30 protein-coding genes are annotated in these 25,921 nt (G+C 41.4%); 26 read left to right on the forward strand and 4 right to left on the reverse strand.

The genetic code is table 11. The features are described from left to right. The first annotated feature begins 180 nt into the window (after nt 1-180). Nucleotides 181-1,203, forward strand: a complete 1,023-nt coding sequence (locus NO352_RS06055) for an FUSC family protein (RefSeq protein ID WP_005550422.1) — start codon at nt 181-183, stop codon at nt 1,201-1,203. Nucleotides 1,204-1,457: 254 nt separating this feature from the next. After that, entirely contained in the window at nt 1,458-1,931 is a 474-nt protein-coding gene (locus NO352_RS06060; RefSeq protein WP_005550418.1) for a DinB family protein, read from the forward strand. Nucleotides 1,932-2,130: 199 nt separating this feature from the next. On the opposite strand, the gene NO352_RS06065 is transcribed toward NO352_RS06060, so the two are convergent. Continuing rightward, nucleotides 2,131-2,400 (reverse strand): hypothetical protein, encoded by a 270-nt coding sequence (locus NO352_RS06065; protein WP_005550417.1) that lies wholly within the window; start codon nt 2,398-2,400, stop codon nt 2,131-2,133. A gap of 229 nt (nt 2,401-2,629) precedes the next feature. Here NO352_RS06065 and NO352_RS06070 point away from each other — a divergent pair, with 229 nt between their 5' ends. The 14 genes from NO352_RS06070 (at nt 2,630) to NO352_RS06135 (ending at nt 13,550) form a co-directional block, all read left to right on the forward strand. Further along, the gene (locus NO352_RS06070; protein ID WP_005550416.1) at nt 2,630-3,616 is read left to right on the forward strand and encodes an alpha/beta fold hydrolase; all 987 of its coding nucleotides are present in this window, start codon (nt 2,630-2,632) and stop codon (nt 3,614-3,616) included. A gap of 1,174 nt (nt 3,617-4,790) precedes the next feature. Further along, nucleotides 4,791-5,048 carry a hypothetical protein gene (locus tag NO352_RS06075; RefSeq protein ID WP_289355064.1) on the forward strand — a complete coding sequence of 86 codons (258 nt, stop codon included), beginning with the start codon at nt 4,791-4,793 and terminating at the stop codon, nt 5,046-5,048. A gap of 277 nt (nt 5,049-5,325) precedes the next feature. Further along, complete coding sequence (locus NO352_RS06080) at nt 5,326-5,868, forward strand: GNAT family N-acetyltransferase (protein WP_289355065.1); 543 nt, start codon at nt 5,326-5,328, stop codon at nt 5,866-5,868. Nucleotides 5,869-5,933: 65 nt separating this feature from the next. Further along, complete coding sequence (locus NO352_RS06085) at nt 5,934-6,263, forward strand: hypothetical protein (protein ID WP_289355066.1); 330 nt, start codon at nt 5,934-5,936, stop codon at nt 6,261-6,263. Between the two features lie 17 nt (nt 6,264-6,280). Next, nucleotides 6,281-7,120 carry an adenylyl-sulfate kinase gene (locus NO352_RS06090; protein ID WP_289355067.1) on the forward strand — a complete coding sequence of 280 codons (840 nt, stop codon included), beginning with the start codon at nt 6,281-6,283 and terminating at the stop codon, nt 7,118-7,120. Nucleotides 7,121-7,309: 189 nt separating this feature from the next. Then, nucleotides 7,310-7,561, forward strand: coding sequence for a DUF7660 family protein (locus tag NO352_RS06095; protein ID WP_005550409.1), 252 nt, complete (start codon nt 7,310-7,312; stop codon nt 7,559-7,561). 55 nt (nt 7,562-7,616) lie between these two features. Further along, nucleotides 7,617-8,051: a hypothetical protein gene (locus NO352_RS06100; RefSeq protein WP_163980152.1), complete on the forward strand. Its 435-nt coding sequence runs from the start codon at nt 7,617-7,619 to the stop codon at nt 8,049-8,051. A gap of 267 nt (nt 8,052-8,318) precedes the next feature. Next, nucleotides 8,319-8,594, forward strand: a complete 276-nt coding sequence (locus NO352_RS06105) for a hypothetical protein (protein WP_163980150.1) — start codon at nt 8,319-8,321, stop codon at nt 8,592-8,594. Between the two features lie 176 nt (nt 8,595-8,770). Then, nucleotides 8,771-9,364, forward strand: a complete 594-nt coding sequence (locus tag NO352_RS06110; RefSeq protein ID WP_289355068.1) for a YdeI/OmpD-associated family protein — start codon at nt 8,771-8,773, stop codon at nt 9,362-9,364. Nucleotides 9,365-9,436: 72 nt separating this feature from the next. After that, complete coding sequence (locus NO352_RS06115) at nt 9,437-9,625, forward strand: hypothetical protein (protein ID WP_268600915.1); 189 nt, start codon at nt 9,437-9,439, stop codon at nt 9,623-9,625. A 414-nt stretch (nt 9,626-10,039) separates the two neighbouring features. Further along, nucleotides 10,040-10,579 (forward strand): GNAT family N-acetyltransferase, encoded by a 540-nt coding sequence (locus NO352_RS06120; RefSeq protein WP_289355069.1) that lies wholly within the window; start codon nt 10,040-10,042, stop codon nt 10,577-10,579. 287 nt (nt 10,580-10,866) lie between these two features. Further along, a complete protein-coding gene (locus NO352_RS06125) occupies nt 10,867-11,307 on the forward strand; it encodes a GNAT family N-acetyltransferase (protein WP_163980143.1) in 441 nt (146 codons plus the stop codon). Nucleotides 11,308-11,846: 539 nt separating this feature from the next. Continuing rightward, nucleotides 11,847-13,142, forward strand: a complete 1,296-nt coding sequence (locus tag NO352_RS06130; protein ID WP_268622926.1) for a helix-turn-helix domain-containing protein — start codon at nt 11,847-11,849, stop codon at nt 13,140-13,142. Nucleotides 13,143-13,382: 240 nt separating this feature from the next. After that, a complete protein-coding gene (locus tag NO352_RS06135; RefSeq protein WP_289355070.1) occupies nt 13,383-13,550 on the forward strand; it encodes an aspartyl-phosphate phosphatase Spo0E family protein in 168 nt (55 codons plus the stop codon). A gap of 657 nt (nt 13,551-14,207) precedes the next feature. Here NO352_RS06135 and NO352_RS06140 read toward each other — a convergent pair. Further along, complete coding sequence (locus tag NO352_RS06140) at nt 14,208-14,333, reverse strand: hypothetical protein (RefSeq protein WP_268622928.1); 126 nt, start codon at nt 14,331-14,333, stop codon at nt 14,208-14,210. Between the two features lie 99 nt (nt 14,334-14,432). Continuing rightward, the gene (locus NO352_RS06145; RefSeq protein ID WP_268622929.1) at nt 14,433-15,128 is read right to left on the reverse strand and encodes a hypothetical protein; all 696 of its coding nucleotides are present in this window, start codon (nt 15,126-15,128) and stop codon (nt 14,433-14,435) included. A gap of 688 nt (nt 15,129-15,816) precedes the next feature. Between NO352_RS06145 and NO352_RS06150 the strand changes: the two genes are divergently transcribed. Next, on the forward strand, nt 15,817-16,086 hold the full coding sequence (locus NO352_RS06150) for a hypothetical protein (RefSeq protein WP_171417722.1): 270 nt from the start codon (nt 15,817-15,819) through the stop codon (nt 16,084-16,086). Nucleotides 16,087-16,121: 35 nt separating this feature from the next. Here the strand turns inward: NO352_RS06150 and NO352_RS06155 are convergent, their stop codons facing one another. After that, nucleotides 16,122-16,412, reverse strand: coding sequence for a hypothetical protein (locus NO352_RS06155; protein WP_268599306.1), 291 nt, complete (start codon nt 16,410-16,412; stop codon nt 16,122-16,124). A gap of 337 nt (nt 16,413-16,749) precedes the next feature. Here NO352_RS06155 and NO352_RS06160 point away from each other — a divergent pair, with 337 nt between their 5' ends. From NO352_RS06160 to NO352_RS06195, 9 genes are all read left to right on the forward strand, one after another. Beyond that, entirely contained in the window at nt 16,750-17,187 is a 438-nt protein-coding gene (locus NO352_RS06160) for a GNAT family N-acetyltransferase (protein WP_289355071.1), read from the forward strand. A 144-nt stretch (nt 17,188-17,331) separates the two neighbouring features. Continuing rightward, nucleotides 17,332-17,835 (forward strand): GNAT family N-acetyltransferase, encoded by a 504-nt coding sequence (locus NO352_RS06165; RefSeq protein ID WP_289355072.1) that lies wholly within the window; start codon nt 17,332-17,334, stop codon nt 17,833-17,835. Between the two features lie 49 nt (nt 17,836-17,884). After that, on the forward strand, nt 17,885-18,142 hold the full coding sequence (locus tag NO352_RS06170) for a hypothetical protein (RefSeq protein ID WP_289355073.1): 258 nt from the start codon (nt 17,885-17,887) through the stop codon (nt 18,140-18,142). Continuing rightward, complete coding sequence (locus NO352_RS25045) at nt 18,136-18,276, forward strand: GNAT family N-acetyltransferase (protein ID WP_353961227.1); 141 nt, start codon at nt 18,136-18,138, stop codon at nt 18,274-18,276. Before NO352_RS06170 ends, NO352_RS25045 begins: the two co-directional genes overlap by 7 nt. 101 nt (nt 18,277-18,377) lie before the next feature. Then, a complete protein-coding gene (locus NO352_RS06175; protein WP_163980180.1) occupies nt 18,378-19,199 on the forward strand; it encodes a Cof-type HAD-IIB family hydrolase in 822 nt (273 codons plus the stop codon). 205 nt (nt 19,200-19,404) lie between these two features. Further along, the gene (locus tag NO352_RS06180; RefSeq protein WP_289355074.1) at nt 19,405-20,952 is read left to right on the forward strand and encodes a tetratricopeptide repeat protein; all 1,548 of its coding nucleotides are present in this window, start codon (nt 19,405-19,407) and stop codon (nt 20,950-20,952) included. A gap of 116 nt (nt 20,953-21,068) precedes the next feature. After that, a complete protein-coding gene (locus tag NO352_RS06185) occupies nt 21,069-21,620 on the forward strand; it encodes a histidine phosphatase family protein (protein WP_268599301.1) in 552 nt (183 codons plus the stop codon). 574 nt (nt 21,621-22,194) lie between these two features. After that, the gene (locus NO352_RS06190) at nt 22,195-22,656 is read left to right on the forward strand and encodes a GNAT family N-acetyltransferase (protein WP_268599300.1); all 462 of its coding nucleotides are present in this window, start codon (nt 22,195-22,197) and stop codon (nt 22,654-22,656) included. 233 nt (nt 22,657-22,889) lie between these two features. After that, nucleotides 22,890-25,790 (forward strand): polysaccharide lyase 8 family protein, encoded by a 2,901-nt coding sequence (locus tag NO352_RS06195; protein WP_289355075.1) that lies wholly within the window; start codon nt 22,890-22,892, stop codon nt 25,788-25,790. Nucleotides 25,791-25,921 lie beyond the last annotated feature (131 nt).

Below are 25,921 nucleotides of genomic sequence, written 5' to 3' on the forward strand. Positions count from 1 at the left end.
GCAGGGGTTATTTGTTGTACTGGTTGTTATACAATTCTTTACCATTCGATTGGCTGAACGGAAATGACGGAGTTGATAATAACCATTAGAATTGCTGCATACCTTGTCTTGAAGCGGAAGGCATTCGTGTATACAATAAGGTAGAATGAGTGCCGTCTGGCAGAAATGGAGGGATAGTGGATGGCATTCGGAGCCAGAGTGCTGAAGACAGGGATTGCTGTAACATTGGCCCTATTTATCAGCCAGTTGCTGCAATTCAAAACACCGGTTATCGCCGCTGTTGCCGCGATATTTGCCATGCAGCCTTCGATCTATCGCTCATGGAGATATTTCCTCGAACAGCTCCAGACGAACACAGTTGGTGCTGCGATCGCTTTGTTGGCGGGGATGTATTTCTCACATGAGCCGATTGCTGTCGGCATTGTATGCGTGCTGGTCATTATGATTTGTCTGAAAATGAAAATGGAAGAGACAGTTGGCTTGACGCTTGTTACGGTCATAGCTGTCATGGAGGCGTCAGGGCAGTGGGATTTCGCGTTGTTTAGATTTGCGCAAATCTTAATCGGGATTGGATCTGCTTGTCTTATTAATATTTTGTTCTTTCCGCCGAATCCGAAGGCGCAGTTTATAACGTTAATTGAATCGTGCTTCCGAAGAATGTCACTGCTGCTGCGAACCGTCATTTCGGATGAAATAAAGGAATCGGTATTCCAGGAGGAGAAGCAAGGCCTGGAGGATGCATTGAAAGCACTGGCTGACAAATACAAGCTGTTCGAAGAAGAAACGAAGAAGCTAAAGCGGGCGAAGTACAGCCGTTCGCGAGAGCTGGTTGTATATAAGCAGTTGCTGCATACGCTGCGCAGCGGCATCGAAGTGTTAGAGGCGATTGATGAGCATTATTTTCAGGCCACCCCCGAGCCGGAGACGAATGAATGGTTCGATCAGCATCTGGAAATGTTGATTAAATGCCATGAGCATGTGCTGCTGAAATTCGAGGATAAGGTGAAGCCGCACAGCTTGGAGCTGGAGCAGATGGAAGAAGACAATGAACATTTTATGCAGGCAACAATGGAGCTGTGTTCCCAAGAAGGGAACGGCATGCTCAGACTGTCGATTGTTGCAGCGGCTATGTACGAGTACGGCTTCCAAATTGCAAGATTGGATCGTCTCGTAGGTCACGTTGATAAGGACGCTGATGCATAACATCAGATTGTTTTAGTCAGCTTGGAGGCTCACGAGTAATTGATCGTAAATTTACAGGTGAATATCACACACAAGAAGATGGCTGGAAGCAGCCGTCTTTTTTTATAGGCAATTGTGAATGGATGTGAGTGGAAATCAGGAACGGTAAAAATGTATTTTATAGTTAACTGATCTAAAATTTCCATAAGCATGATATATTGATATCGGAAGGGAATTTAGGGTGTCTATCTACATTCAGATCGGAGTGAGAAATTATGGAAGCATTTCAATTCACAGATGTAGTGCTGAAGAATTTTCAAACTTGGAGAGGCTGGCTGGTTGAGGCTTTGGAGAAGGTAGATGAGGACATCGTTGATACGATACCGGCTGGTTGCAATAATTCGATTCACTGGCATGCGGGTCACATCGCAGTAGCTTGGGATCGGGGGATCTTTCAAAATGTGTTCAAAGAAAAGCGCTTGCCTGACCATTATGAGGGCTATTTTACGATGAATACAAGTCCTGCTAATTGGAGCGGGGAAGCTCCTTCACTTGCGGAGATTATCGATTGCTTACAGGAACAGCGACAATCAATTTGTGAGCGCATGCAGGGAAATTGGAATAGGGACTTGGTTCATCCCTTCTTTGAAAATACGAAGGCTAGTCAAATGTTCCTTTTTCTGTTGAGTCATGAAGCGATGCACTTTGGGCAGATTAGAACGTATATCCATATTGCGCAAGCATCGTGATTGAATACGAATGGATACAGTTCTCTATGAATGAAAAATGATGATGGCTAAATGATGAATGATGAAGAACTGACTCATAAAAAAGTAGGGTGCATGTCCCATGAGTCGCGAAGAAAAAGAGCCGGATGTCGGCTCTTTTGACAATAGAAGCTGTCAAAAAGGAAGATGCGTAGTCATTTCATTAATGCCTGTTGTGAGGTTACTTACGCTTTGTTTTCGAGCGAACAGCACGTGTTCGAACTGGAGGCTTGGCGTTATTCACGCTTCTGATTCCTACTGGGCCGATAACTTCTTCTCTTTCCACCACAGTGAATACATGCTTTGGAATTGGGCAGCAATGATGGCGATTAATCACCTCGATTGGATGAATAATAGGAAGAATTTGCGGGTGGAAGAAATCACGGATTATGGGTCTCGGTGGACATACAATCGGTTCAGCGGGCGGGCAGAACGGACGAGGACATGTCATTCATAACAACTCCTTCTGTTGAGATGGTACATTATATTGGGGAACTTGTGATTGAGTCTGTACACCTGTACTGTCTCGTATGCAAATCACACAAATATGGGTGAATGCCAGTACAGTTCATGTATATTGGCAAGCTCATGATCCGTGATTGCAAATATACGTGCATTTGTGCATAGAGCATAAGGATAGAGGGCATCTTTACCACTATATCGCTAACGAGGTGAGACTGATGCCCAAAAGGCTTATTCATGGAATCCATCTGCACTATCACGTGTATGGCTCAGGTACGCCGATAATTTTCATTCACCCGCCACTGTTGACTTCTGCCAACTTTCGATACCAAGCAGCGCAATTATCATCGACTCATCAAGTGATTACGTTCGACATTCGAGGTCATGGAGAGAGTGACGCCTCCAAGGAACCCATCACGTATCCGCTTATTGTGAACGATATGGTCGAGCTGCTCGATGAGCTAGGAATTAAGCAGGCATATGTATGCGGCTATTCAACTGGAGGAGCGGTTGCGCTGCATGCAATGATGTCTTATCCGCATCGCTTTAAGGGCGGAATTTTAGTTAGCACGATGGCTGAAGCGAATGATTATTGGTTAAAAGGCAGAATTGCGCTCGCGATTGCGTTGACGGTGATGAAAGCCAAATCGCTCCTAGCTTGGGCCATATCGTGGGGGAACGCGGATAGCCGCATCACATACCAGAATTTGAAACGAACGGCTTTGCGCGGCGATGTTTCGAACTGGAAGCAATATTACCAGGCAAGCTTGAAGCATCGCTGCTCCGAGCAAATGAAGAGCATTCAAGCTCCAATGTTGCTTATTTATGGGGAGAAGGACAAGAGCTTCCACCATTATGCGGTGCAACTGCAGCGTTATTTGCCCCATTATCACCTATATTGGCTGAAGGGCGCCAAGCATCAAATTCCAACGAAGCAGGCGCGCGAAATGAATGGCATCATAGCCCGTTGGATTCGCAATCAGGAGCTGGCATCGGAAGTGAAAGAAGAGCTTTCGGCGAAGCGTGCCTCTGCTGCCGCTTCATCCGAGCTGAACATCGAACCAGAGGGGAGAAACTCAAAAAAGGATGAAACGCCGTGGTTCATGGATGAAGATGAAGGTTCAACTGAGTCGGATCGAATCGATGTTCTTGTGGCGGCAGAAGCAGAAAGAATAAATGAATATCATTCCAATGAGCTTCATTAATCCGTAAAATCTGCAATAGCAGGATGTATACGGGTAAAGGTCGTGTATTTGGCGAATATAAAATGAAGAGGACGTGCTGCCAGGGATTTAAGCGGGCACGTCTTTTTCTATTGTACAGCAACTTGTTTTTAAGGACGTGGCGGCTTGTTCATTTGAATAGAAATGTAGGAAAGTATAGAAGCTTAGAAACTAATCTCTTTAACAATCAATTTTTATTAATAATTATTCCAAATAATGTGAAGTCAAGGTATAATTTTGAACGTGTACAGGCACGAGCGTTAAAGCGCTTGGTGGAACTGCTAAAGGAAGAAAAGGATCATTTGATACAGGATTGAATCCTATGGCACGACGCTCGGTTCAGGGACATACCGATTACAGTATCGCCGCTTGAATGGATAGCGATAAGATGAAAGGCACTTTCACCATTTAAAGGTGGGGTGTCTTTCTTTTTGTAGGGTGATATTTCCATCGCGTAGGATCGAGGTTATACTAAGGGGAACGACTTCATAAACGTTTCAATTGGCAGGAACATGCATAGTTCGAAAATCTCTAAGATATAGTTGGTGAAATTTGTTGATTCTCTATTGCGAAAGAGGTTCTAGAGCTAGAATGAATTTCGAATTTTGGCTGCAAGATATTATTTAATTTATTGATTTTGATACTGAATTAACTATGAGTGAAATAGTAGGTTTTTTAGAGAATTCTACAATGAATATATAAAAAGGAATATGAAATCATGGATAGCTAAACAGTACATGAATGGAATTTTGAAGACGTTATGTGACAAGCTTTCAGAAAAACATTGTTAATTGAAAGAGTGAAGTCTTTGATTGAGCTCATGGAGTATTTTAAAAAGGAGAAAATAAAGACTCTTGAAGTTGATAGATGGGGTAAGTATTTGCGAGGTATGTGGGTGGAGTATTTTTTTTAGCTTTAAAAAAGAATTATTTGAGTCAGACCCCCCCTGTTCTGCATAATTGAGTACACTACCGTAGCTCGCTTAAGCCAGTGTAGGCTCGTGAATAGAAGAACGTTGTCAGAAATCGATGAGTAATATTTAAAGAGGTGCAACATTGTGGACAATAAAAATGATAAGCAATAGATAAATATTATACCTGACTATCATAGCCCAATTCGACACATTATCAATGAAGCAAATGAAATTTCAAATGATATGTTTATCGAAGATTTTAAAAAAGCCAAAGCTATTCCTGATACATATGTAATTATGGAGGGGGATTGGGGAGGGCAAATATATTTGTCTTATCCCATGAAATATATAAATTGCAGTGAAGAAATATTACATAACCTATTAGATGATTTAGATTCCATTGCTTGGGATTGTAACGAAGGTGAAGGTAAAGGTCTATATTATGAAATACGCCGTCCTGGAGATGGAATTGGTGGAGGTATGGGCGGTGGGGCATCGTGACCATGGAACGTTATATGAGATAATGCAAATGGGGCCAAGATATTGAATCCATCTATTGCTAATGAATTTTCGCTCTTGGATATAGAGGCCAATACATATGCGTAATCCCGAAATTAAGAATGGTTATAGCAATTACAAGTGAAATTTACGAAGATTCTATAAAGCCGTTACATCTAATTCGAGAGTTAAGAAGAATTCTAATGGTGATGGATGTCATCTTGAATGCAAGAACGTGTGAAACTCGGAAAACAATATATCATGAAAGGGAGTTGTAGCCGTGGAAATAAGAAAATTAATCCATTTTACATCCGATCAGTTGGGCGAATTCGGTTATACGTCCAGATATAAATATGACGTACATAGACAACAGCAAGACGACAATATATCGATCGTGCTTGAACTCGTACAGTTAGAAAATGAATACGTGAAAACCTACCAAGATGACCAGAATGATATCGATCGATATGAAGAATTGTTGCCATTAGGGTATAGTTTTGGAGCATATGAAAATGATGAATTAATTGGAGTCATCATTGGTGAACCGCAAATGTGGAATAACACTGTATTGATATGGGAGCTGCGAGTCTCTAGCGAATACAGGAGAAGGAATATTGGAACGGCACTAATGAATCAAGTAGTTGAAACGGCTAGGGAAAATGGACTCAGAGCAATTCGATTAGAAACTCAAAATTATAATGTACCGGCTATTAAGTTTTATAATCAATGTGGCTTCATGATTGAAGGTATCGATTTATCATTCTACACAAACACAGATGTGGAAAATGGTGAGGTGGCTCTCTTTTTGACAAAGAAATTATAGGAAGGGATTCCATTGCAATTACAACCGACGAGCAAATCTATAAGTGCCAACAAGGAGTGACTTCATTGGTTATTTGTTTTTACGATAATTCCGAATTGAAGGACGAACCAATTGTTCATATTGATCGTGTATATTGTTTAGATTTTAGTCAATTCACTAACGATTCATGGGATAGATTAGCTGAAATTTATTCTTTGCTCCCATCTCAAATATGTATTCATCATATTGGACAACCGTGTTGGTTTGGTGAAGAAGGGAAAGCGGATTATTTTTTATGGGCATCAGTGGAGCCATCAGGTCTTCAGATTGCAGGAGTTTTAAAATCAAGTGATTGGAATGAATGGGAATGTAAATTTAATGAGCTAGTATCTGTGTTCCCCTTTTTTGAATGTTAGAGTGAGGAGGAAAACCTATGAAAACACAATTGATTCTTGTTGAGGGATTGCCTGGGTCTGGAAAGTCTACTGTCGCACGATTAGTTTCTGAAATTCTTGCTGAAAAAGGTATAAAGGCTCAATTATTTCTAGAAGGTAATGCAGAACATCCTGCTGATTACGATGGTGTTTCTTTTTATAGGCAAGATGAATTTGATCAGTTGTTATTAGACTATGAAGGATGTAAGGAAATATTAGAGAGTAGGGCCGTTAAACACGGAAGTGATTTCTTAATTCCCTATCGAAAAATGAAGGATGAACTGGGATCTGATTTTCCAGATGAGTTGCTGCAAGAGATATTTGCAAAAGATATTTATGAGCTGCCGTTCGACCAACACGTAAGGTTACTTACGGAGAAGTGGAATTGCTTTAAGGAAGATAAGATTCATCGTAATTCTGTACATATATTTGAGTGTTGCTTCATCCAAAATCCACTGACGATCGGTACTGTAAAATATAACGTGCAGAAAGAAGAAGTTATTTACTATGTATTACTGTTAGAGGAAATTGTGAAGTCATTGAATCCTTTCGTCATTTATGTTGATCAAAAAGATATCAGATCTACGTTTGAGAAAGCAATAAATGAACGACCTAAGGAATGGTCGGACGGGTTTATCGAATATTATACAAATCAAGGATTCGGCAAGATGCAAGGATATTGTGGGGTTGATGGGACTGTTCAAGTTCTTCAGGAAAGGAAGAGTATTGAACTTGAGATTTTTAATTTATTGAAATTGAATAAGCAAAAAATCGATAATTCCCAATTTGATATTGAAAAGTGTAAAGAAGAGTTGAAGGACATACTCAGTGTTCTTTAGAAATGAATATCATCCAAGCCAATTGAAAGACCAAGTGTTTGTACTTGGTCTTTGTTATATTAGCCTCTCAGATTCTTAGATACAAGTTATGCGTAGTTTATTGAAAACAATACAGTTTATGTGGGAATGATCATACAATTGAATGTTAGTGATATAATACTGAAAGATAAGGAAGGAAGGAAACCGTCTATGAAGAAGACTCTTTTTGACATTGCTAATGAGGTAAAGGATGAGAAGTCTTTTTTGAATTTTATTAATGAACTTAGAAATGACAGGATCAACAGGAAAGAAGAATGGGAGAATGAATCAATCGAAGCATTTTTAGAATCTGCATATGATTGGGGAAAAGAATCAATACAGGGACTTCGGTTCTATGATAAACCTGATAATCCATGGAAGAGATGTGCGCAAATCATTTATATGGGGAAGATCTACGAATAGTCGATAAATTCGCAGCAGGAAAAGCAAATTTATTCCATAAGAGGTGGTATTCGATATGAAAGGTACAGTTATGCCATTAATGAAGAAACATAAATTCAATATTTTTATTTTACTTATGTCATTGTTAGTAACTATGTATATGATTTTCTTTCTGTTTCCTTATGCTGATCAGAATAAATTTTTTTCTGTAAATGGAATGCCAGGAAGCGAGAAAGTTATGGAATACAATCTCCTTAGTTATCCAGTCATAATTGGTTATTTTATAGTAGTGAGTATTTTTTTGCGGAAGACTACTTTTTTGAGGTTCCTTAATTACCCATTGTTTGTAGCAAATATTTATCTTGGACTTTGTTTTTTGGCTCTTAGTAAAAAGGGTTTTGGCATGATAGGGATCGTATATATGACAATTCTTTTTCCGATAGTCGCTCTTCCAGTAAGCTTACTTCTTGGTATCAAAAAGGATAAACGTTATTTAAACAAACATAATTAAGCAAAAAAATGACCACCTTGGTTGTTCAAGTACATATGCATAGAAGAATTTTCAAACAACTTATTTCGACCCGACCTAAGATAAATGTTATCTAAAGTCGGGTCTTGTCCTAGATAAGGGGCGTTTAGATATTAAGTCTGTGATGAAGGAAAAGAATGATGTAATTCAAGCGGGGCGATTCACGAAGTTAATGAAAGGGTATTGGAAGAAAGATTGAAAACCTTTTAGAAAAGTAATGAAACGTATTAGTTTCTTGGAGGGGGAGTAATGAAGGTAAACAAGAAGATATTGAATATATCATTTTGGGTTGCATTACTTACTGTACTATTTATTCCTGGAAATATCCCTGCTGAAGGTGTACAAAGAACTGAATACGGGTTTCCTTTACGATTTTTCATACACTATTATAGTGAGTCGAATGCTAATAAGTGGTTTCTCCAAGGTGTAAGGATTGAATTATTTATATATTTAGTAGATGTTGCAATCATTTACGGTATGCTCCTTGGGGTTAAATCTATTTACAATCAAGTAAAGAAAAATTGATTTTATTGCTCCATAGATGGTTTGGTTTAGAAAGTGCAATTAGAGTAAGGGATACCTTGGAATTATAGGGGGAATTCTTGTATTGTGATTCCCATTCGTATCAGAATACAATTTTCTGTAAATAAATATGTATATATGGCCTATCCATGGCGAGAAAAACGATAGGGAGAAGGAACATGACACAGATAAATAATATAAATCCTAAGGTTGATGCCTTTATAGGGAAGGCAAAAAAGTGGAAAGAAGAGATGACCAAACTAAGAATGATCTGTTTGGACTGCCAGCTTAGCGAAGAGTTAAAGTGGGGGAAGCCTTGTTATATGTCACAGGGAAGTAACATTGTGATCATACAAGGATTCAAAGAATTCTGTGCGCTTATGTTTTTCAAAGGGGCTCTGTTGAAGGATCCCAACGGTATTCTATCCAATATTGGGGAGAACACGCAGGCGGGCCGCCAGATTCGTTTCTCCAATGTTCGAGAAATCGCTGAGATGGAAACGATCATAAAATCCTATATTTATGAAGCTGTTGAAGTGGAAAAGTCAGGTTTGAAAGTAGAAATGAAAAAGGAAATCAACATTCCTGAAGAATTTCAAATCAAGCTAGATGAAAATCCTGCTTTGAAAGCCGCTTTTGATGCATTAACGCCGGGACGGCAACGAGCATACGCTATGTTCTTTTCCGCACCCAAACAATCTAAAACTCGGGAGTCAAGGATTGAAAAATGCATGCCGGACATTCTCGCTGGAAAGGGATTAAACGACCGGTAAATCCGATAAAAGATGTGATCGCTGGCCAGTGATTTTGTGTTAAAAAAGGATAATGGCAGGTGGTTATTTCGAATGATCTTTTTTGAACAGATGGTACCGTCTCGCGGAGAGGCCTACTATAAGCCCGAGATGTTTAAAATGAGGCATGAAGCTTTAATGGATGAACAAGCTCAAGGGGATTCCCATTTTTATTTAGTAAAAGATAATGATGATTCAATCCAAGGAAGAATAAATGTAGTAGGTATTGATAAAAAAGATTAACGGGCATTGTCTTTATGATTAAACCTATAGGAACGAAAGATGGGGGCTGGCATGGCAGCTCCTTTTTGACGTGGTAAAGTATGATATCACAGAAATTCCTGCTGGATTTCTTGCAACGCGGATAACGAGCCTGCCAAAAAGCTTTATAAAAGCTTTGGCTTCCGTAACAACGGTGAAGTGATGGAGAGGAAAAAATCACTGTAATGCTGTAGCTTTAAGCTCCGATAAATCATGCTGCAAGTAAGGTCTTTGTCCCCTTGAAGATCAGATGTATAATTGTGGAAAGGCGACTCAACAACACACGACCCAGCTAAGATTGAGCTATCTCATATCTAAGGTTGGGTCATGTCGTGAATACGAGATGCGATCTACGGCTAATTGAAGCCATTATAGGGGAAAGGGAGTGTTTCAACAGTGTTTCCCATTAAGATCAATGGAGAACGTATAGGTCTATCCAGAATTGCAGCTGAGGACTTGGATTTTATTTGTGAACTAGAATGCAATAAAGACATCTGGTTCTTTGAAGAATCTGTTGAGTCTGACAAAGAGATTGTTCGTGAAAAATATCTTGAAAACATGGACTCTCCGACTCATTATGACTTTATAATCACAAGGACAATAGAAGGAGAAGCAAGACCAATCGGTCTAGCTCAAATATGGAGTTATGTAGAACACAGAAAGAGCTGGGAGCTAGGATTTGCAATTATTCCTGAATATCAAGGTCATGGTTATGGCAACGAAGCCGTAAACCTCTTGCTTGAATTTTCATTTCATCATTTACAAGCCCATAAAGTCGTAGGCATGTGTAATGGTCATAATCGAAAATCAATGAAATTGATGGAGAGATTAGGAATGAGAAGAGAAGGGATATTTAAAGATGAAATATGCTGGAATAATCAATGGGTTGACCAATATTTTTATTCGATATTAGATATCGAGTACCAAAACAGATAAAGGTAGCTTTAAATATGAGCTAACCATGATTTACAGACTGCGGGACTATTCCCTCTAGTTTAACCGATGTATAATCATGGAAAGATGACTTAGACATTGAACCGACGTTATCTATTGATGTGACTGCGTAACTGCGGAAGGCAATAGGCAAAATGTAATCCATTGAGAGGAGTGATGTGCAATGAAACATAATTTCTTATTCACATGCAGTGTGTCGGTGAGGTTTGTGAGGTTTGAATAAGTAGGGAACCTATGGGTTTCTCTACTACAATGGGAGGAATCCAAAAATGATCAGTTTACGAAATGTAGACAAGGAAAATTGGGAAGCATGCACGCAATTGAAAGTCAGACCGGAACAGGAAGGATATATTGCCTCGAATTTGTATTCGATTGCTGAATCACAATTTTTACCCGGTTTTGTGACAAAGTCAATTTATTGGGAAGATCAACTAATCGGATTTGCGATGTATGGACTGGATTGTGATGATCACAACTACTGGATTTACAGATTTATGATAGATGAACAGTTTCAAGGTCAGGGCTACGGCAAAATGGGGTTGGAATTGATTGTTTCCGATATTGCGAACAGAGACGACCGAACAGATGTAATATGTATTGGTTATCATCCAGATAATGAGGCTGCCCGGAAGTTATATGCATCAGTTGGATTTAATGAGGTAGGAATTGCTGAATGGGGCGAAATGCTCGCAACGTATAGCTTGGTGTAATCAAATAGATCATCACTAAGTAAACGTAGCTTCCACACACCGGGGAATCGCCAAACTATTTCAGATGTGCAATGATGTATGTTAAGAATGCATAGATAACCAAATAACCCAGTCTAAATAGTACTACCTAGGCTGGGTCATTTCTAATTTCAAGAACTTTTAGACGTGTTGATTGTGATTGCATATGGAGGCAAAGAGACGAACATGATGCTAACCATCCTATTGTCCCTATTATTTACGTTTTCTTTCAAGCTCGTACAGTTTCTTTTACATATATTTAAGCTTAATACGAAGTTCACCGTCATGTATTGGGCGATACTTATTATTGCGATCTCGTCATCATTTACAGACAGTTACATCTATTAACTTCCGAAACATATGAATAATGTCCTTCCTATTTTTTTGCTCCTTTGCTTCTTAGGAATTGTTATTACCGTTTGGTAGCTACTCCTCTTATTACTTATCGCATTATTCAATTTACATGATCTATACAATATAGTAAAATATAGTTAGTCAATTTAGTAAGAGGAGGAACAAAATTGGAATCAACTCTTATTCAAAAGACGATAGGAGAACTAATACTTGACACTAGACGTGCCTCAAATATGTCAATTACGCAACTGTCTGAACTATCTGGTGTCAACAGAGGCGCTATATCAAGGCTTGAGAATAACGATGTAAAGCGCCCTGAATTTGCAGCTATATATGCCTTATCAGTAGCGTTACAGATTCCTTTTGATACAATCGTGCATTATTATGTAGATACCGAGAAGAGATCTGACGTATTGCTATATATCTTATCAGTATCGATACAGCAAAATAGTGACATCGATCTGATAAGAAAAGTTGCAACAAAATACCTTGAAGCTCCTAACGAAGACAGCTTCGACTTAACCGAAAAGCTGTATCAACACATCGACTCCATTGAAGATACCTCTGTTAAACTATCCTTATATAACCTCATCATCGACTACTCACGTTCACACGGAATCATGCCCTATATTGCAAAAGGATTGTACCAACAATATCTTATTGAACGAAACGATTTCAGCAAATTAAAGGAAACTTACTACAGTGGAAAATATATTCTTCACTACATTGAGTTCTTACCAAAAAATGATCGGATTGAGCTATACTATAAGCTAGGTATCCATGCCTTTAATCTGAGAATTTACACGGAGAGCATTGACCACTGTAAAAAAGTACTCGGGGAGGAGGATGGGCTAAGTCCATACAAAATATATGCACTTGGAATACTTAGAGACGCGAACTTTTGTATAGAGGATTATAAAGAGGCTGAGATGTACTCTATACAGTATAAACAATTCAATTATCTAAATTATCCGCACACTAAAGAGCATGTTGTCCTTATGGATGCACAATTTGCCGCCAAGAAAGGCGACGTTGAAAAAGCAATAGAGATACTTTTGCCCTTCCTTGAGACTTGCAGCGATACCCACATAGTTTCTGCATACAGGCAACTTCTTCAATTGTACTTACAACAAAACAACCAAACAGGAATAAAGGATACGTTGGACAAATGCAAAGAGATCGTCCCTATTGCTAATTCTAATAATCCTTTTATCTGTTCAATGTACGGAGACTTACTGAAAATCAAAGGGGAGTGCTATTTAACACTAGGTGATTATGCACAATGCATAGAACTGATGGTGGAAAGTGCCTCATGGTATTCCAAAGTCAACGACACTAAGAAAGAGAAAGAATGCCTTAATGTGATTATGCGAATCAATTTAGAGCACCGCGTCTCCCCACAAACTACATTTGAAAAGTTGAGTAAATATTTTATTCAAAGCGCTAAAGAAATGGAGGGTTAAGCATGAAAAACTTAATCAAAAGCCTGTATTCCAAGTCCCTTCTTTACACAGTGGTCTTTGTGACAACAGTAGCGGCACTCTCTGGTGAATCAGGGAGCGTATTCCCGTGGTAAATGGTGTTAGGAGCATCCTTTGATGCTCCTTTTCATTTTTCGACAAAGTGATGAAGTGTAATATTTTCACATATCTTACTAGAACGTGCATTATACTCAAAAAGAAGAGATAGTGTACGTGAGGTGAGTGATAATAGACTCTTTAGAGAATAAAATTAACGATCTTAGGAAGAAGCTTACGGAGATTGTTCAGATTAAAGGCGGCTTTGCAGATGAAGATGTGGTTCAAATTAGTCAAGAACTAGATAGATTAATACTAAAAATGCAAAAAAAGAAGAAACGATCAAGAAATTAAACACTTGTAACTAGCAATATTCCGAACGAAGCCAGATGTCAAAAAAGTAGAATAAGGAGCAAAGTTTGATACGTTGATAAGTGAAGGTGAATTAATCTTCTTTGAAATGTCAGATGGTTATGGATTTTTTTGAATTAAAAAAGGTTTTGGGTTAAGCAAGCCAAAGGGTCAGGTTTATATTCTAAGATTTTGAAAAAATTCCTCAGCGATATGAGAACAAAGATATAAAAAAAAATGAAAAGTACTTTCGAAAACTTTTTCAAAAGTGAAGTAGAAATGATCTCACATAAAAGGATTAAGATAAAACATCGGCTAAATCTTCTGAGAGGTTTTGAAGCTTCTATAAGCTATGAATCGTCCATTATCTAGTATTTTTGTGTAATGTACGGTGAACTACATAAGTTTAAGTTGTATTAAAAGCCTTATATATTAAGGCTTTTTTATTATGCAACAACTTTAAGTTCAATCGACAATATATGTATATAATTACATATAGACTTTTCACCAAAGCTGTGTTTTGCACTAATGTCTTTGACTTTAACTATCTTTGATTTAATGCCTCTCACCATGGTGTTAATCGACATAAAGTCCCTTTTAATAAAAAAACCCTTATTCTGAATAAGGGAAATAAATTTGGATTTTCCATCTTTATGCCCGTCAACTATTTGTCAAGATGATGAATTGAACTACGCCAAAAACAACTAAGATGATGACAAGAATTAAAATAACTGCAATAGTTCTAAGAATAAATTTCAAAACTTTTTTATTTTCCTGTTCGTCCACGAATACCACCTCCTACATTTAAGATATTAAATAACGGACAACATTATGAGTTGTCCGTTATTTATTTTACAATAATGACCAGTAATTAACAACAACTAGCTAATTGTTACCCCAAAACATGTCGTGTTCGATTTCTTTTGTTATTATATCGCCAACTCCTCCAACTTCAATTCTCAAGGTCAGGTCACCTTTGATTTGAGCACTTCCACCAGTTTTCTTGCTGTTGATTTGAACTGTTGATTTGCTACTGCTATGTTTGTATGTGTTCATTGGATGAAATCCATACAATCCACTGTCCGTGGTTGGAGTGCCGATGACTTTATCATCTTTATTGTACTTAGCAATGACAAACGCTTTCATCCACCAAACCCCGTAGTCGTAGAATTTCGACTCATGTGTCTTTGTATATTCCCCATTGTCTAGAGTCTCGATTGTTGTAGTATTTTGTACTTGCATGGAAGTGTTATGTGTGGAAAACTCGCTAAAATAATTCAGCAAGGCGGCATATTCATCAACCGAATTGATTTTAATAGATTTTGTGCCTACGTCCGAAAGCAATTGCGGTTCCCCACATTTTGAAAATCCTGTTGCTCGCTCTACTTCTGAATACGTGCTAAACTTTCCTGCATATTTCGCAAAATACTCTGTCGGGACAAGATCACGTACCGAGACTGGTGACTGTGTTACGACTCGTTGATCTGGTGATTCAACTGGCTTTGGGCTTGCGGATACAGCCGACATGAACAGACTGCAACTCAGAAGTAAAGTCAAAGATGCGATAGATACTTTTTTCATCTTCTAATTCCTCCTATAATTTGATACATTTAGAAGTTATCTAAATGTTGATCTTAATTTAACATTCAGTCAAGCACCTGTCTGTCGAAAAATGATGCTATAAAAAATTTTTTTGGGAATCTTGTAATCAAGATGTCGAATGTTGGAAATATACTTTAGGAGGTTCTGTATGCTTATCAAGAGAATTTTTCTGAGCATCTATTTGATTACGGACAGATTTGTAATTTAATTGCATAGAGAAAAGAAGCGGAACATCCGTCTGGTCGACGATATTCCGCTTCTTTTGTGACTTATATGACATACTGGGGTAATATGGGTTATAAGGAAAAGATAATAGACAAAATTAAGAATGTAGCGAAGTTGATGGCATTATTTCTGTTTTTAAGATCAAGCAATCTAAAAAAGAATATGAGTGTGATTAAAAGGAAAAACCAAGAAAATTGTATACTATTACTTCCAGTAACAGAGACGACTGCAAATACAATTGCACCTAGAGTGACGATTAATTCCAATGAAAGATAAAGTTTGTTTCGGTTCTTATATGGATTAATAAACACTACATACCCCTCCTTCATAAAATGTACTCTTTAGCCATTATGCCTTTGGAGTACATTTCTAATTTTGCCATATGCCCAAATGCCTGTCTGTCGAAAATTGATGCTATAAAAAATATTTTAGGAGGTTCTGTATGCTTATCAAGAGAATTTTTCTGAGCATCTATTTGATTACGATTACAATTTTAGGAGTGTTCAAAGTTCCAGTTGTTGCGTTTTATGGATTTGAAAAGAAGTTTCATTCAGAGCGATACGCTCCTTTGTGGGAAATACAAAGTGAGCATAAAGTCGATGGTTTCTTTGTATTTTATCAGTTGAACTATTTGAGGTTGCTGTTTGAATTGGGTATCGCTACACTTATTATTTATGTGCTGTATTTGATTTTCAAGCCTGATACAGAATAATAAAAGGATGCCCTATTTGGGTCATCCTAATTTTTTTATAACAGCAAATATGCTTTTGTCGCTGCACGGGAATGCATAGCTATCCAGTCATTGTACTTCATGCCATTTGATTTAGCAGCCATCCTAGCATAATCCTTAGCTGTTTTCGTGACTTCACGGTAACCAATTAGCTCTAATCCTTCTGGAACCTTGCCAGTGATAAATGGCTTTTCCTTAAACTCGAAGAATTGTTCTTCTTGCTTAATTGCAATGTCTAAGATAGCACCTCGTAACTCAAGCCATACATGTAATTCGTACTGGGTTTTACCTAAAAACTGACCAAGCAAATTGTCAGCTCTACTTGTCTGTACAGACCTTGGCAGTATCTTATCTCAGATTCACTGCAAACTTTATCGTATATCAGAAGTGAATGCAGGAGGGCTGACAAGTAGAATATCGTTGCTAAAAATGAGGAGGGGGAATATGCTGCTTATTGTGGGCTATGGTATTGTCCAGTCACTGATTACACGTATGTCGAGCCTTTATGTGTAATTTATTCTTTCTATTGGCGTCATCATTGAAATCAAACGAATAGTGAAGTAGAGAAGCAACTTGACACTCATCATCGGATTTAGTGGATTATAAAGTATGGAGTGAAAACTTGGACAAGAAAGAAGGATAACGATGCTAGTAATCAGGCCAATTACACAGGGTGAGCTTCCTGCATTAAGCCAGCTTTATACCGAGTTAATGGGAAGCCAGACGAACATGGCGAAGCTGGAGCAAGTGTACCGGAAGATTCAGCATGATGATCAATACATCATACTTGGTGCATTCCATGAAGGGCAATTAGCAGGCACGCTTATGGGGATTATTTGTCACGATCTTGTAGGAGAATGCAAGCCATTCATGGTAATTGAGAATGTCATTGTCTCCCCAACGGTTCGCAGACAAGGGGTCGGCAAGAAGCTGATGCAGGATATTGAAAATATCGCCAGACATCGAGACTGTGCTTACATTATCTTTGTATCTGGCGAGCAGCGGAAAGAAGCGCATGTGTTTTATGAAAAGCTGGGCTTCAAGGATGAGAAGGTAGAAGGATATCGAAAGTATTTAGCTTAAAAGAGAGCCCCGTCTTGTTCTTCTCCTTATTATGTAAGTTGATTACTGCATCAATCAACAGGAAACATTTATCGTTGAATCCATGCAGGATAGTGAGAAATGAAAAGGCAACTACAACCTCAACGAATGAGAGGATGGATCGTCATGACAGTAGCATACCATTTTCACCCGATGACGGAGGAGCAGGCTTCTATCATTGGTTCATGGCAGTATGAAGAACCCTATTCTCTGTACAGTATGGAGGGGTGTGACAGCAGCATCAAAGAAATGCTGGAAGAGGAATATTATTATGCAATCGATAACGAGAATGAACTTGTCGGATACATCTCTTTTGGCGACTCTGCCCGCGTGCCTGGAGGCTATGCGGTTGGCATCTATGAAGACGAGCAGGTCATTGACATTGGCCTTGGTCTGAGGCCTGACTATACAGGGAAGGGCAAAGGAAGGGAGTTTGTAACCGATGCTGTGAATTTCCTTCGTAAGCAGGGGCGGGGAGAGTGTGTTCAACTGGTTGTAGCGACCTTCAACGAACGAGCTATGAAGGTGTATGAGCGTGCAGGATTTGTCAGAGGCATTTCGTTCACCAGCAAGATTGGAGAGCAGGACTATGAGTTTCTAGCGATGCGGAATTGTCCTCAAGCCAAATAGGAAATCGATTTGGATAATACCGGCTATTTTTCGAAAGGAAGGTTCATCATTGAAACCATACATGCAGAGTGATCGGATAGGCCTCATTTCACAATTTTCGTGGAATAAAGAAGCTAGTTATGTAATGGATTCGATTGTAGAAGGCAAGAAGCAGGCAGATGTATGTGGAAATGAAGATGATACTCTCATTGTGATATGGGATAGAGGACATTGTCTGTATGTGAATACAAAAGAATCACATACGGATACTGATTTAGGATTGCTAGACCAAGGGGAATCGCAGCAGCTACGACAGCTCAAATCGTAGAGCACTGTGCATCAGCTCGAATCATTCCGCATTGGGATTGTTGGAGCTCCAATATTGCTTCGAAGAAGGTTGCAGAAAAAACAGGATTTGAAAAGATGCTTACGTACAAGATTCTGTTGATTCACTTGGTATGATCTGTTGGTATGTCTCTTATTCCTTCGTTTAATAGCCATATCCTCTGCGAAAATGGTATAGTAGAGGGGCTAATCTATTCGACGAAAAGGAATGCTGACAGATGAACTATAAAATGATCGTACTAGATTTGGATGATACATTGCTGCGCGATGATCGTACAATTTCTCCTCGCACGAAGCAAGCGCTGCTCGATGCACAGGCGGCTGGAGTGAAGGTAGTGCTGGCATCAGGACGACCAACCTATGCAATGATTGCAATAGCAGAGGAATTAGAGCTGGATCGATTCGGAAGCTTTATTTTATCATTTAATGGCGCCAAGATTACGAATTTTACGACGAAAGAAGAGCTGTTCAGCAGCACACTGCCCGTTGAGACTGTTCGTGATATCTATGCGCTTAGTCAGCAGGAGGGAATGTCTGTCTTAACCTATGTAGGCGATGATATCGTGACAGAAGCCCGCAATGAATATGTGGAGAAGGAAGCGGAGATTACCGGCATGCCAGTCGTGGAGGTGGACAGCTTCACTGATGCGGTGCAGCAGCCTGTTGTAAAGGTATTGATGGTTGGTAATGCGGATAAGCTGGCCGTTATCGAAAAGAAGCTGCAGAAGCAGTTGGAGGGCCAATTAAGTGTAATGCGTTCCAAGCCATTCTTCCTAGAGTTTACTGAGCATGGAGTGGACAAAGGAACGAGCCTGCATGAGCTTATTCAGAAATTAGGCATACGGCAGGAGGAAGTCATTGCGATCGGCGACAGCTATAACGATGTGGCGATGATTAAGTTCGCTGGTCTCGGCGTTGCCATGGGAAATGCCCCTGCAGACATTCAAGCGCTGGCTGACTATGTAACGGATACCAATATGAACGATGGCGTTGCCAAAGTGGTTGAGAAATATGTGCTTGGCGAGCTTGTTGCAAGGTAAGAATATGATCATTAAAGGAGAACCTGCTGAGGTTCTCTTTTTTCTTGTTACGTGTACGAGCAATGAGAACAGATTTTGGTTCTGGCCGCAATTATGTTACGATTCAGAAGATAGAATTAAATGAAGATGATTATCCAGTGCCTCACAGGAAATGAGTCTAAGCTGGATGGCACGTTATCACATAGAGAGAGCAGGGTTGGCAGGAATGAAAGAGAGACAACTACGATACCGCTTTAGCGAAGCACCGATATGGGACTTGCAGCGGGCCTATTATGAACAGCTAGGCCTGAAGGCATGGAATAATGATCAGGTACCGCAATATATTACTAGCAATCCGATGATAGCTGCTGCATATGCGGACATTATTTTCGGATTTCTTCAGGATCGAGCAGGGCAAGAGGACAGTTCGGAGCCTGTTATGATTCTGGAGTTGGGAGCGGGAGCAGGGAGGCTGGCATTCCACATTCTACATAAGCTGTGTGAGCTGCGAGATTATGCAGGCATATCGCTGCCCCCTTTCCGCTATATCATGACTGATCTGGCTGCGAAAAATGTGGAAGGCTGGATGAAGCATCCCGCGCTGCAGCCTTATGTCGCGCAAGGAGTTCTTGACTTTGCAACATTTGATGCTGTCCATGATTCAGAACTGAATCTTGCCATATCTGGCGAGTATATTCGAGCAGGTGAGATGAAGCAGCCGCTTCTCATTGTCGCAAATTATTTCTTTGACGGTATTCCGCAAGAGCTACTTTATGTAGGGGAAGGCAGCATTTATGAGTGTGATGTTCTGGTCGAGTCAACGCTGGATGATAACAGCCTGACCCCATCCGAGGCGCTTGAAAACATGACGCTGACGTATGAGCATCGCCGTGCTTCCGAATATGAAGAAGAAGCCTATCCATATCGTGACGTAATTGCATTGTATCAGCAGGAGCTTGAGGACTCTCATATTCTTTTCCCAGAAGTAGGCTTAACATGTCTAGAGCGATTGAATGCACTTTCTCAGAAAGGATATCTGCTGCTCACTGCGGATAAGGGTGATCACAGAATAGAAAACTGGAAGTTTGCAGAACCGCCAGAAATTATTCATCATGGCAGCTTCTCGTTGACGGCCAATTACCATGCGATCCAGTATGTATTAGAACAGCGTGGTGCCCTGTCGTTGTTCCCATCGCATCATTATAAAGATATCAATGTGGGCTGCTTCTTCATGCTGGAGAACCCCATGAAATATGTGAATACCCGATTAGCGTATCGTCAAGGAATTGAACGCTTTGGGCCGGATGATTTCTTCAGTCTGAAGGTGTGGGTGGATCGGCATCTGGATACGATGGACTTGCAGCATATTTTAGCCTTCTGGAGACTAGGCGGGTATGACGCGGAATTTTTCATACAGAGCGCGAAGCAAATTTCCAAACGGCTGCCAGAAGCGAGCGACGAAGAGAAGCTGGATATTCAGCAGGGTATCCATGCCATGTGGTCCGCTTTTTATGTGATGGAGCAGCGTTATGATTTGGCCTTAGATGCCGGGATCGTACTCTTTGAAATGGGCATGTACGAAGATGCGAAGCTATTTCTGGAAACGTCAGTGCAAAATGATGAAGAGGAGCCTGTGGCAACGGTATTGTTCTGTCTAGCAATTTGCTGTTATGAACTCGGTCAGGAGGCGCAAGCGCTGACGTATACGCGCGAGGCATTGGTGTTGGAGCCTGATCATGAGGAGGCACTGGAACTGCTGAACTGTTTCGAGTGATGATGGTAGGGTATGCGGCCATAGGAAGCTAAGGCAACCAATTTCGGTTTCTTGTTAGTTATTTAGAAGGAATTGGAGCTCAAGTGGAATGATGTATGCAAAAAGGGGGCTGGATGATGATTTATGTGGTGAGACACGGTCAAACAAATGTAAATCGTGATGGCAGGATTCAAGGGAGAAATGGCGGACTGCCTTTAAATGAGAATGGTTTTAGGCAAGCGGAAGAACTTCGAGCATCACTTTCATCAATAACGTTTGATTTTGTTTTTTCTTCACCACAGGAGCGAGCTGTGCAGACCGCTGAAATTGCAACAGGGATGCGAGCTACAATCGATTCCAGACTGGATGTATATGACCTGGGCGAAGCAGATGGGATGCTCAAAAGTGAAGTCAAACTGCAAGGGGGAATCCCTGATCCCCATGTATATAAAGGAGTTGAAAATCCCCGCAGGTATGCCGCAAGAGTATTTGAATTCATGAATGAGCTGCTGGAAGACGAGAGTCTGCAGGAAAAAAATATATTAATTGCGGGTCACCGCTGCACGACCGGATGTATTGGCGCGTATTACAATGGACTGCCTGATGACTGGAACATATTACGGTTTTCCTCCGGAAATGGGGAATACAAGGTTTATCCGTTCCTGCCAAATAAGAAGGTACATATATAATCTTGGGCCAAGCAATGCACCACTAAGATGAACAACATCATACGAACGTAATCGAACCCCAAGCGCTGCGCAGTCTGCAAGATTGCAAATGCTTGGGTTTTGTCGTGCAAGCAACATGAAATTGACTTCCTGATTCCAACTTTAAGCATTGGGGCGACGTATACGGTAAATGTGCATTTAATTTTTCGAATGCACGCCACCATTCCCTAAAGGAAACGACTTGTCCGATCAATTGTATTTGTTGGAACAGGGGAAAATTGCACACCTAAGCAAGTATAAGTTTCGATATTTCAAGTCTGTCAGCAAATGTGCGCAGAAGGATTTTTTGGAACGATGATCGAATGAAAGAGGATTGGAATGGCTCGCAATGCATTAAACATAGGAAAGAAAGGGCGAAAAATGAATGGATTGTTGGAACAGCTAAAAGGGGCTGGTGTACACCTCACACTCTATTACATAGGCTGTCCATCGTACAACAAAAATGAGCATAGTTAGTGAAAGAGTATGAATCTTCTTCGTCAGTGGAGCACTACGAGAAAATTGAGCTTGAAACAAAGAAAGGATGAGAACAAAGATGGCAACATATGAAGTAAAACAAGCTACGATAGAGGATTTGCCTGAACTCGTAGACATTTTTAATCAGTATCGCGTATTTTATAGACAGGAATCGAATGTAGATCAAGCCCAGCGCTTTTTGTTTGAACGTTTTGAACATCGGGAATCCATTATTTTTATTGTAAAAGAGAGCAGTTCGAATGTCATCGGCGGATTTACGCAGTTGTATCCGAGCTTCTCATCCATTTCGCTGGAGAGATTGTTCATACTAAATGACTTATTCGTTCGAGAAGAATACCGCAAGCAGGGATTCGGACAGCTGCTGCTGGATGCTGCGAAGACGTATGCACAGCAAATGAATGCTAAAGGACTTGAGCTGTCGACAGAAATCGATAATTTTCAGGCGCAGCGGCTGTATGAAGGCAACGGATATGAGAAGGATGAAGTGAAGTATCACTATTTCCTACGAGTTAGAAGGTAGTCTTGAAATGAACAGCCATTGAGAGTCATGCCTACGAATCAGGAATGGAGGTTGGCGTGCATGAAACAGAAATGGTTTCATGTGTGCTGGCCTATTTCTCATGGAGCAAAATAATGCACAATGAAGTCAAAAAAAGACACACACTCCTTTTGGGCGGATCGCTTATAGTTGAGCTATCGATTTGTGATAACGCTTACAATCGAGTCGACAATTCATCTAGGAGGATATACATAATGAGACAATGGTCACGTCGCGTTATTCGTGTCACGTTAGCGGTGTTCTTGCTTGGCTCTCTAATTCCTGTCATGGGACAGCCTCATGCCAGAGCAGAAGCAGGTACTCTGCTTAACGGCAGCTTTGAAGCGGGACAGCCCGCAGGCGGATATTGGAGCGCATTACAGCCCAGCTACTGGAGTGAGTGGGTTCCATCCGGCAAGCCGATCCTTTCCTTAGATCCAAACATCTATTATGAAGGGGGGCGGTCGCTTACAATCAGCAGCGCTGAATATGCACGGGCAGACGTTCTGCAGATCGTTGACGTAACGCCAGGCGATACGTACACCCTTTCGGGCTGGCTGCGCACCAAGGACTTACAGTCGAGTGCTTCTTACGGTGGGGCCTTTATTCGCACGCAATATTTGAACAGCTCGAATGCTACCATCAGTTCTGGTCCATCCTCATCGCCGCTGCTCGGAACGCATGATTGGACGGAGCATCGTTTGGAGCTGTCCGTTCCGCAGCAGGCAACTCGATTAAAGGTAGAGCTGTTCTATGAGAGTGCAGTCGGTGAGGCATGGTACGATTCGATTCGTCTAAGCAATAGCGGCAGCGAGCCAACCGATCCTCCAGCAGATGCAGCACAATTCAAAGCGGTTCGCGACAAGCGCATTCAGCAATTGACCGGCAATGCCAGCTATCATTCGGCGGATTCTGATATGAACGCGGCGATTGCTTCGGTAGTGGAGAGTGTAAGCAATAGTAACGGCACTGGGTACTGGAATACGATGAACAAGCATGCAGATCGCAGCTCGCTATGGAGCGATCTGTCCAGCGGCGCCGAATCGTCGCATGTAACGGGCGCATTTCAACGTTTGCGGCAAATGGCGCTGGCATACGCGACGCAAGGCTCATTGCTGTATCACGATCCGCAACTGCGCGCCGATCTTATAAGCGGACTCGATTGGATGTATGCCAATCGCTACAATGAGCGTGTTGCTCCTTATAAAAACTGGTGGGATTGGGAGATCGGCTCTCCGCAATATTTGAACGATATCACGGTGTTACTGTTCGAGGATCTGTCTGCCGCTCAAATCAATAGCTACAATCGCGCGATTGATGCATTCGTCCCTGATCCGACGAGAAGAACGATGCAGCCCAGCTTGCTCGAAACGGGCGCTAACTTAGTAGACAAGGCCTTCGTTGTGACCCTGAGAGGAGCAACAGGTACTTCGGACGCAAAGCTGATGCAAGGGCGAGACGCGATTAGTCCGGTATTCCCATATGTAACTCGGAGGGATGGCTTCTATGCGGACGGCTCATTCGTGCAGCATGATGTCATTGCATATACGGGCAGCTACGGAACGGTATTGCTGGATCGACTGTCCGAGATGCTCTATTTGTTGAATGGTTCGCCGTGGAAGGTTATCGATCCGCAGGCTGGAAACATATACCGCTGGATTGAGGATTCCTTCGAGCCCCTAATATACAAGGGCGCCATGATGGATATGGTGCGCGGTCGCGCAATATCCCGCGAACAATCGACCGATCACACTGCCGGCCGCGGCACGATCAAGAGCATCCTGCGGCTATCCGAATCTGCTCCTGCTGCCGAGTCTGCTCGCATAAAGTCTGCCGTCAAGGCATGGCTTCAGCAGGATGTCTCCTTCGACAATTACTATATCGGCCTTGGCACATACGATATCGCCTTAATGAAAAACCTGTTGCAAGACTCTTCCATCTTACCGCAAGAAGATTTGGTCAAGCATAAGGTTTTTGCCAGCATGGACAGGGTCATTCATTTGCGGCCAGGCTTTGGATTCGGCATCAGTATGTCCTCCAAGCGAATAGCGAGCTATGAGTATGGCAATGGAGAGAACAAGAAACCATGGCATACAGGAAACGGCATGACCTACTTATATAATGACGACCTTTCCCAATACAGCGACGGTTACTGGGCAACTGCGGACATGCTGCGATTGCCGGGCACGACCACGGACGGCTCGTACAGTTCCTTGCGCGACTGGAAATATTACCTTAGTCCGAAATCATGGGTAGGCGGAGCCTCCCTCGACGATCAGTATGGGGCAGCCGGCATGGAGTTTGCTGTGGAGAAAAGTTCTTTAACGGGGAAAAAGTCATGGTTCTCCTTCGACAATGAAATCGTGGCGCTCGGCACAGGCATTGCGGGCGGGGATGGGCGTCAAGTCGAAACGATTGTCGATAACCGCAAAGTAAGCGGAGGCAGTGGGTCGCTAACTGTAAATGGCAACATTCCACCTGTACAACCGGGATGGTCGGAGAAGTTTTCAGATGTGTCATGGGCGCATCTCGACGGGAACGGCAAGGGGGATATCGGATATTATTTCCCGAAAGCAGCTATGCTTCAGGGCAAGCGCGAGGCTCGTACGGGATCATGGAAGGACGTCAATAACGGCGGTTCCGCATCACCGATTACGAGAGAGTACGTCAGTCTTGCCTTCGATCATGGCGTGAACCCGGATAAAGGCTCCTATTCGTATGTATTGCTGCCGAATTATGATGCGCAAGCGACTCTTCGTTATAGCCAGGCACCGGACATTACTGTGCTGAGCAATGGCACTAGCGTGCAGTCTGTCCGGGAACATAAGCTGGGTATAACCGCGATCAATTTTTGGACGCCCGCGGTCGTGGACGGAATCGCTTCCAGGCAACCGGCCTCCGCACTTGTCAAGGAGACAGATTCGGAACTGGTTATTGCCGTATCCGACCCAACCCAGAACCAATCGCAAGTTGTGATGGAATTGAATCGCAAGGGATGGAGGCTGGCATCGGCAGATTCGACGATTACGGTGCAGCAGACAGAGCCTTCGATTAAACTGACAGTAAATACTGCGGGAGCCAAGGGGCGTACACATACTGTTCGTTTTATGAAGTAGAGCATCGGTTCGGCACGGCAACCGCAAGATTCAATAGAGCAAGTCGTAAGCAATAAACGCATACCCAAAAGTCCCTACATGCATCAAGCGTCCTGATGTGCGTAGGGACTTTTTACAATATTGCTCATTGC

Origin of the sequence: Paenibacillus sp. S-12 (genome assembly GCF_030363895.1) — a bacterium.
Classification (GTDB): Bacteria; Bacillota; Bacilli; order Paenibacillales; family Paenibacillaceae; genus Paenibacillus_B; species Paenibacillus_B alvei.

What these genes read in the sequence shown, in the direction of transcription:
- NO352_RS06145 (WP_268622929.1), bottom strand. Translation starts at nt 15,128, where the DNA reads ATGAAAAAAGTATCTATCGCATCTTTGACTTTACTTCTGAGTTGCAGT.
- NO352_RS06185 (WP_268599301.1), top strand. Translation starts at nt 21,069, where the DNA reads ATGATTTATGTGGTGAGACACGGTCAAACAAATGTAAATCGTGATGGC.
- NO352_RS06065 (WP_005550417.1), bottom strand. Translation starts at nt 2,400, where the DNA reads ATGACATGTCCTCGTCCGTTCTGCCCGCCCGCTGAACCGATTGTATGT.
- NO352_RS06060 (WP_005550418.1), top strand. Translation starts at nt 1,458, where the DNA reads ATGGAAGCATTTCAATTCACAGATGTAGTGCTGAAGAATTTTCAAACT.
- NO352_RS06115 (WP_268600915.1), top strand. Translation starts at nt 9,437, where the DNA reads ATGATCTTTTTTGAACAGATGGTACCGTCTCGCGGAGAGGCCTACTAT.
- NO352_RS06180 (WP_289355074.1), top strand. Translation starts at nt 19,405, where the DNA reads ATGAAAGAGAGACAACTACGATACCGCTTTAGCGAAGCACCGATATGG.
- NO352_RS06195 (WP_289355075.1), top strand. Translation starts at nt 22,890, where the DNA reads ATGAGACAATGGTCACGTCGCGTTATTCGTGTCACGTTAGCGGTGTTC.
- NO352_RS06110 (WP_289355068.1), top strand. Translation starts at nt 8,771, where the DNA reads ATGACACAGATAAATAATATAAATCCTAAGGTTGATGCCTTTATAGGG.
- NO352_RS06105 (WP_163980150.1), top strand. Translation starts at nt 8,319, where the DNA reads ATGAAGGTAAACAAGAAGATATTGAATATATCATTTTGGGTTGCATTA.
- NO352_RS06090 (WP_289355067.1), top strand. Translation starts at nt 6,281, where the DNA reads ATGAAAACACAATTGATTCTTGTTGAGGGATTGCCTGGGTCTGGAAAG.
- NO352_RS06190 (WP_268599300.1), top strand. Translation starts at nt 22,195, where the DNA reads ATGGCAACATATGAAGTAAAACAAGCTACGATAGAGGATTTGCCTGAA.
- NO352_RS06160 (WP_289355071.1), top strand. Translation starts at nt 16,750, where the DNA reads ATGCTAGTAATCAGGCCAATTACACAGGGTGAGCTTCCTGCATTAAGC.
- NO352_RS06095 (WP_005550409.1), top strand. Translation starts at nt 7,310, where the DNA reads ATGAAGAAGACTCTTTTTGACATTGCTAATGAGGTAAAGGATGAGAAG.
- NO352_RS06070 (WP_005550416.1), top strand. Translation starts at nt 2,630, where the DNA reads ATGCCCAAAAGGCTTATTCATGGAATCCATCTGCACTATCACGTGTAT.
- NO352_RS06055 (WP_005550422.1), top strand. Translation starts at nt 181, where the DNA reads ATGGCATTCGGAGCCAGAGTGCTGAAGACAGGGATTGCTGTAACATTG.
- NO352_RS06125 (WP_163980143.1), top strand. Translation starts at nt 10,867, where the DNA reads ATGATCAGTTTACGAAATGTAGACAAGGAAAATTGGGAAGCATGCACG.
- NO352_RS06075 (WP_289355064.1), top strand. Translation starts at nt 4,791, where the DNA reads ATGTTTATCGAAGATTTTAAAAAAGCCAAAGCTATTCCTGATACATAT.
- NO352_RS06100 (WP_163980152.1), top strand. Translation starts at nt 7,617, where the DNA reads ATGAAAGGTACAGTTATGCCATTAATGAAGAAACATAAATTCAATATT.
- NO352_RS06165 (WP_289355072.1), top strand. Translation starts at nt 17,332, where the DNA reads ATGACAGTAGCATACCATTTTCACCCGATGACGGAGGAGCAGGCTTCT.
- NO352_RS06175 (WP_163980180.1), top strand. Translation starts at nt 18,378, where the DNA reads ATGAACTATAAAATGATCGTACTAGATTTGGATGATACATTGCTGCGC.
- NO352_RS06150 (WP_171417722.1), top strand. Translation starts at nt 15,817, where the DNA reads ATGCTTATCAAGAGAATTTTTCTGAGCATCTATTTGATTACGATTACA.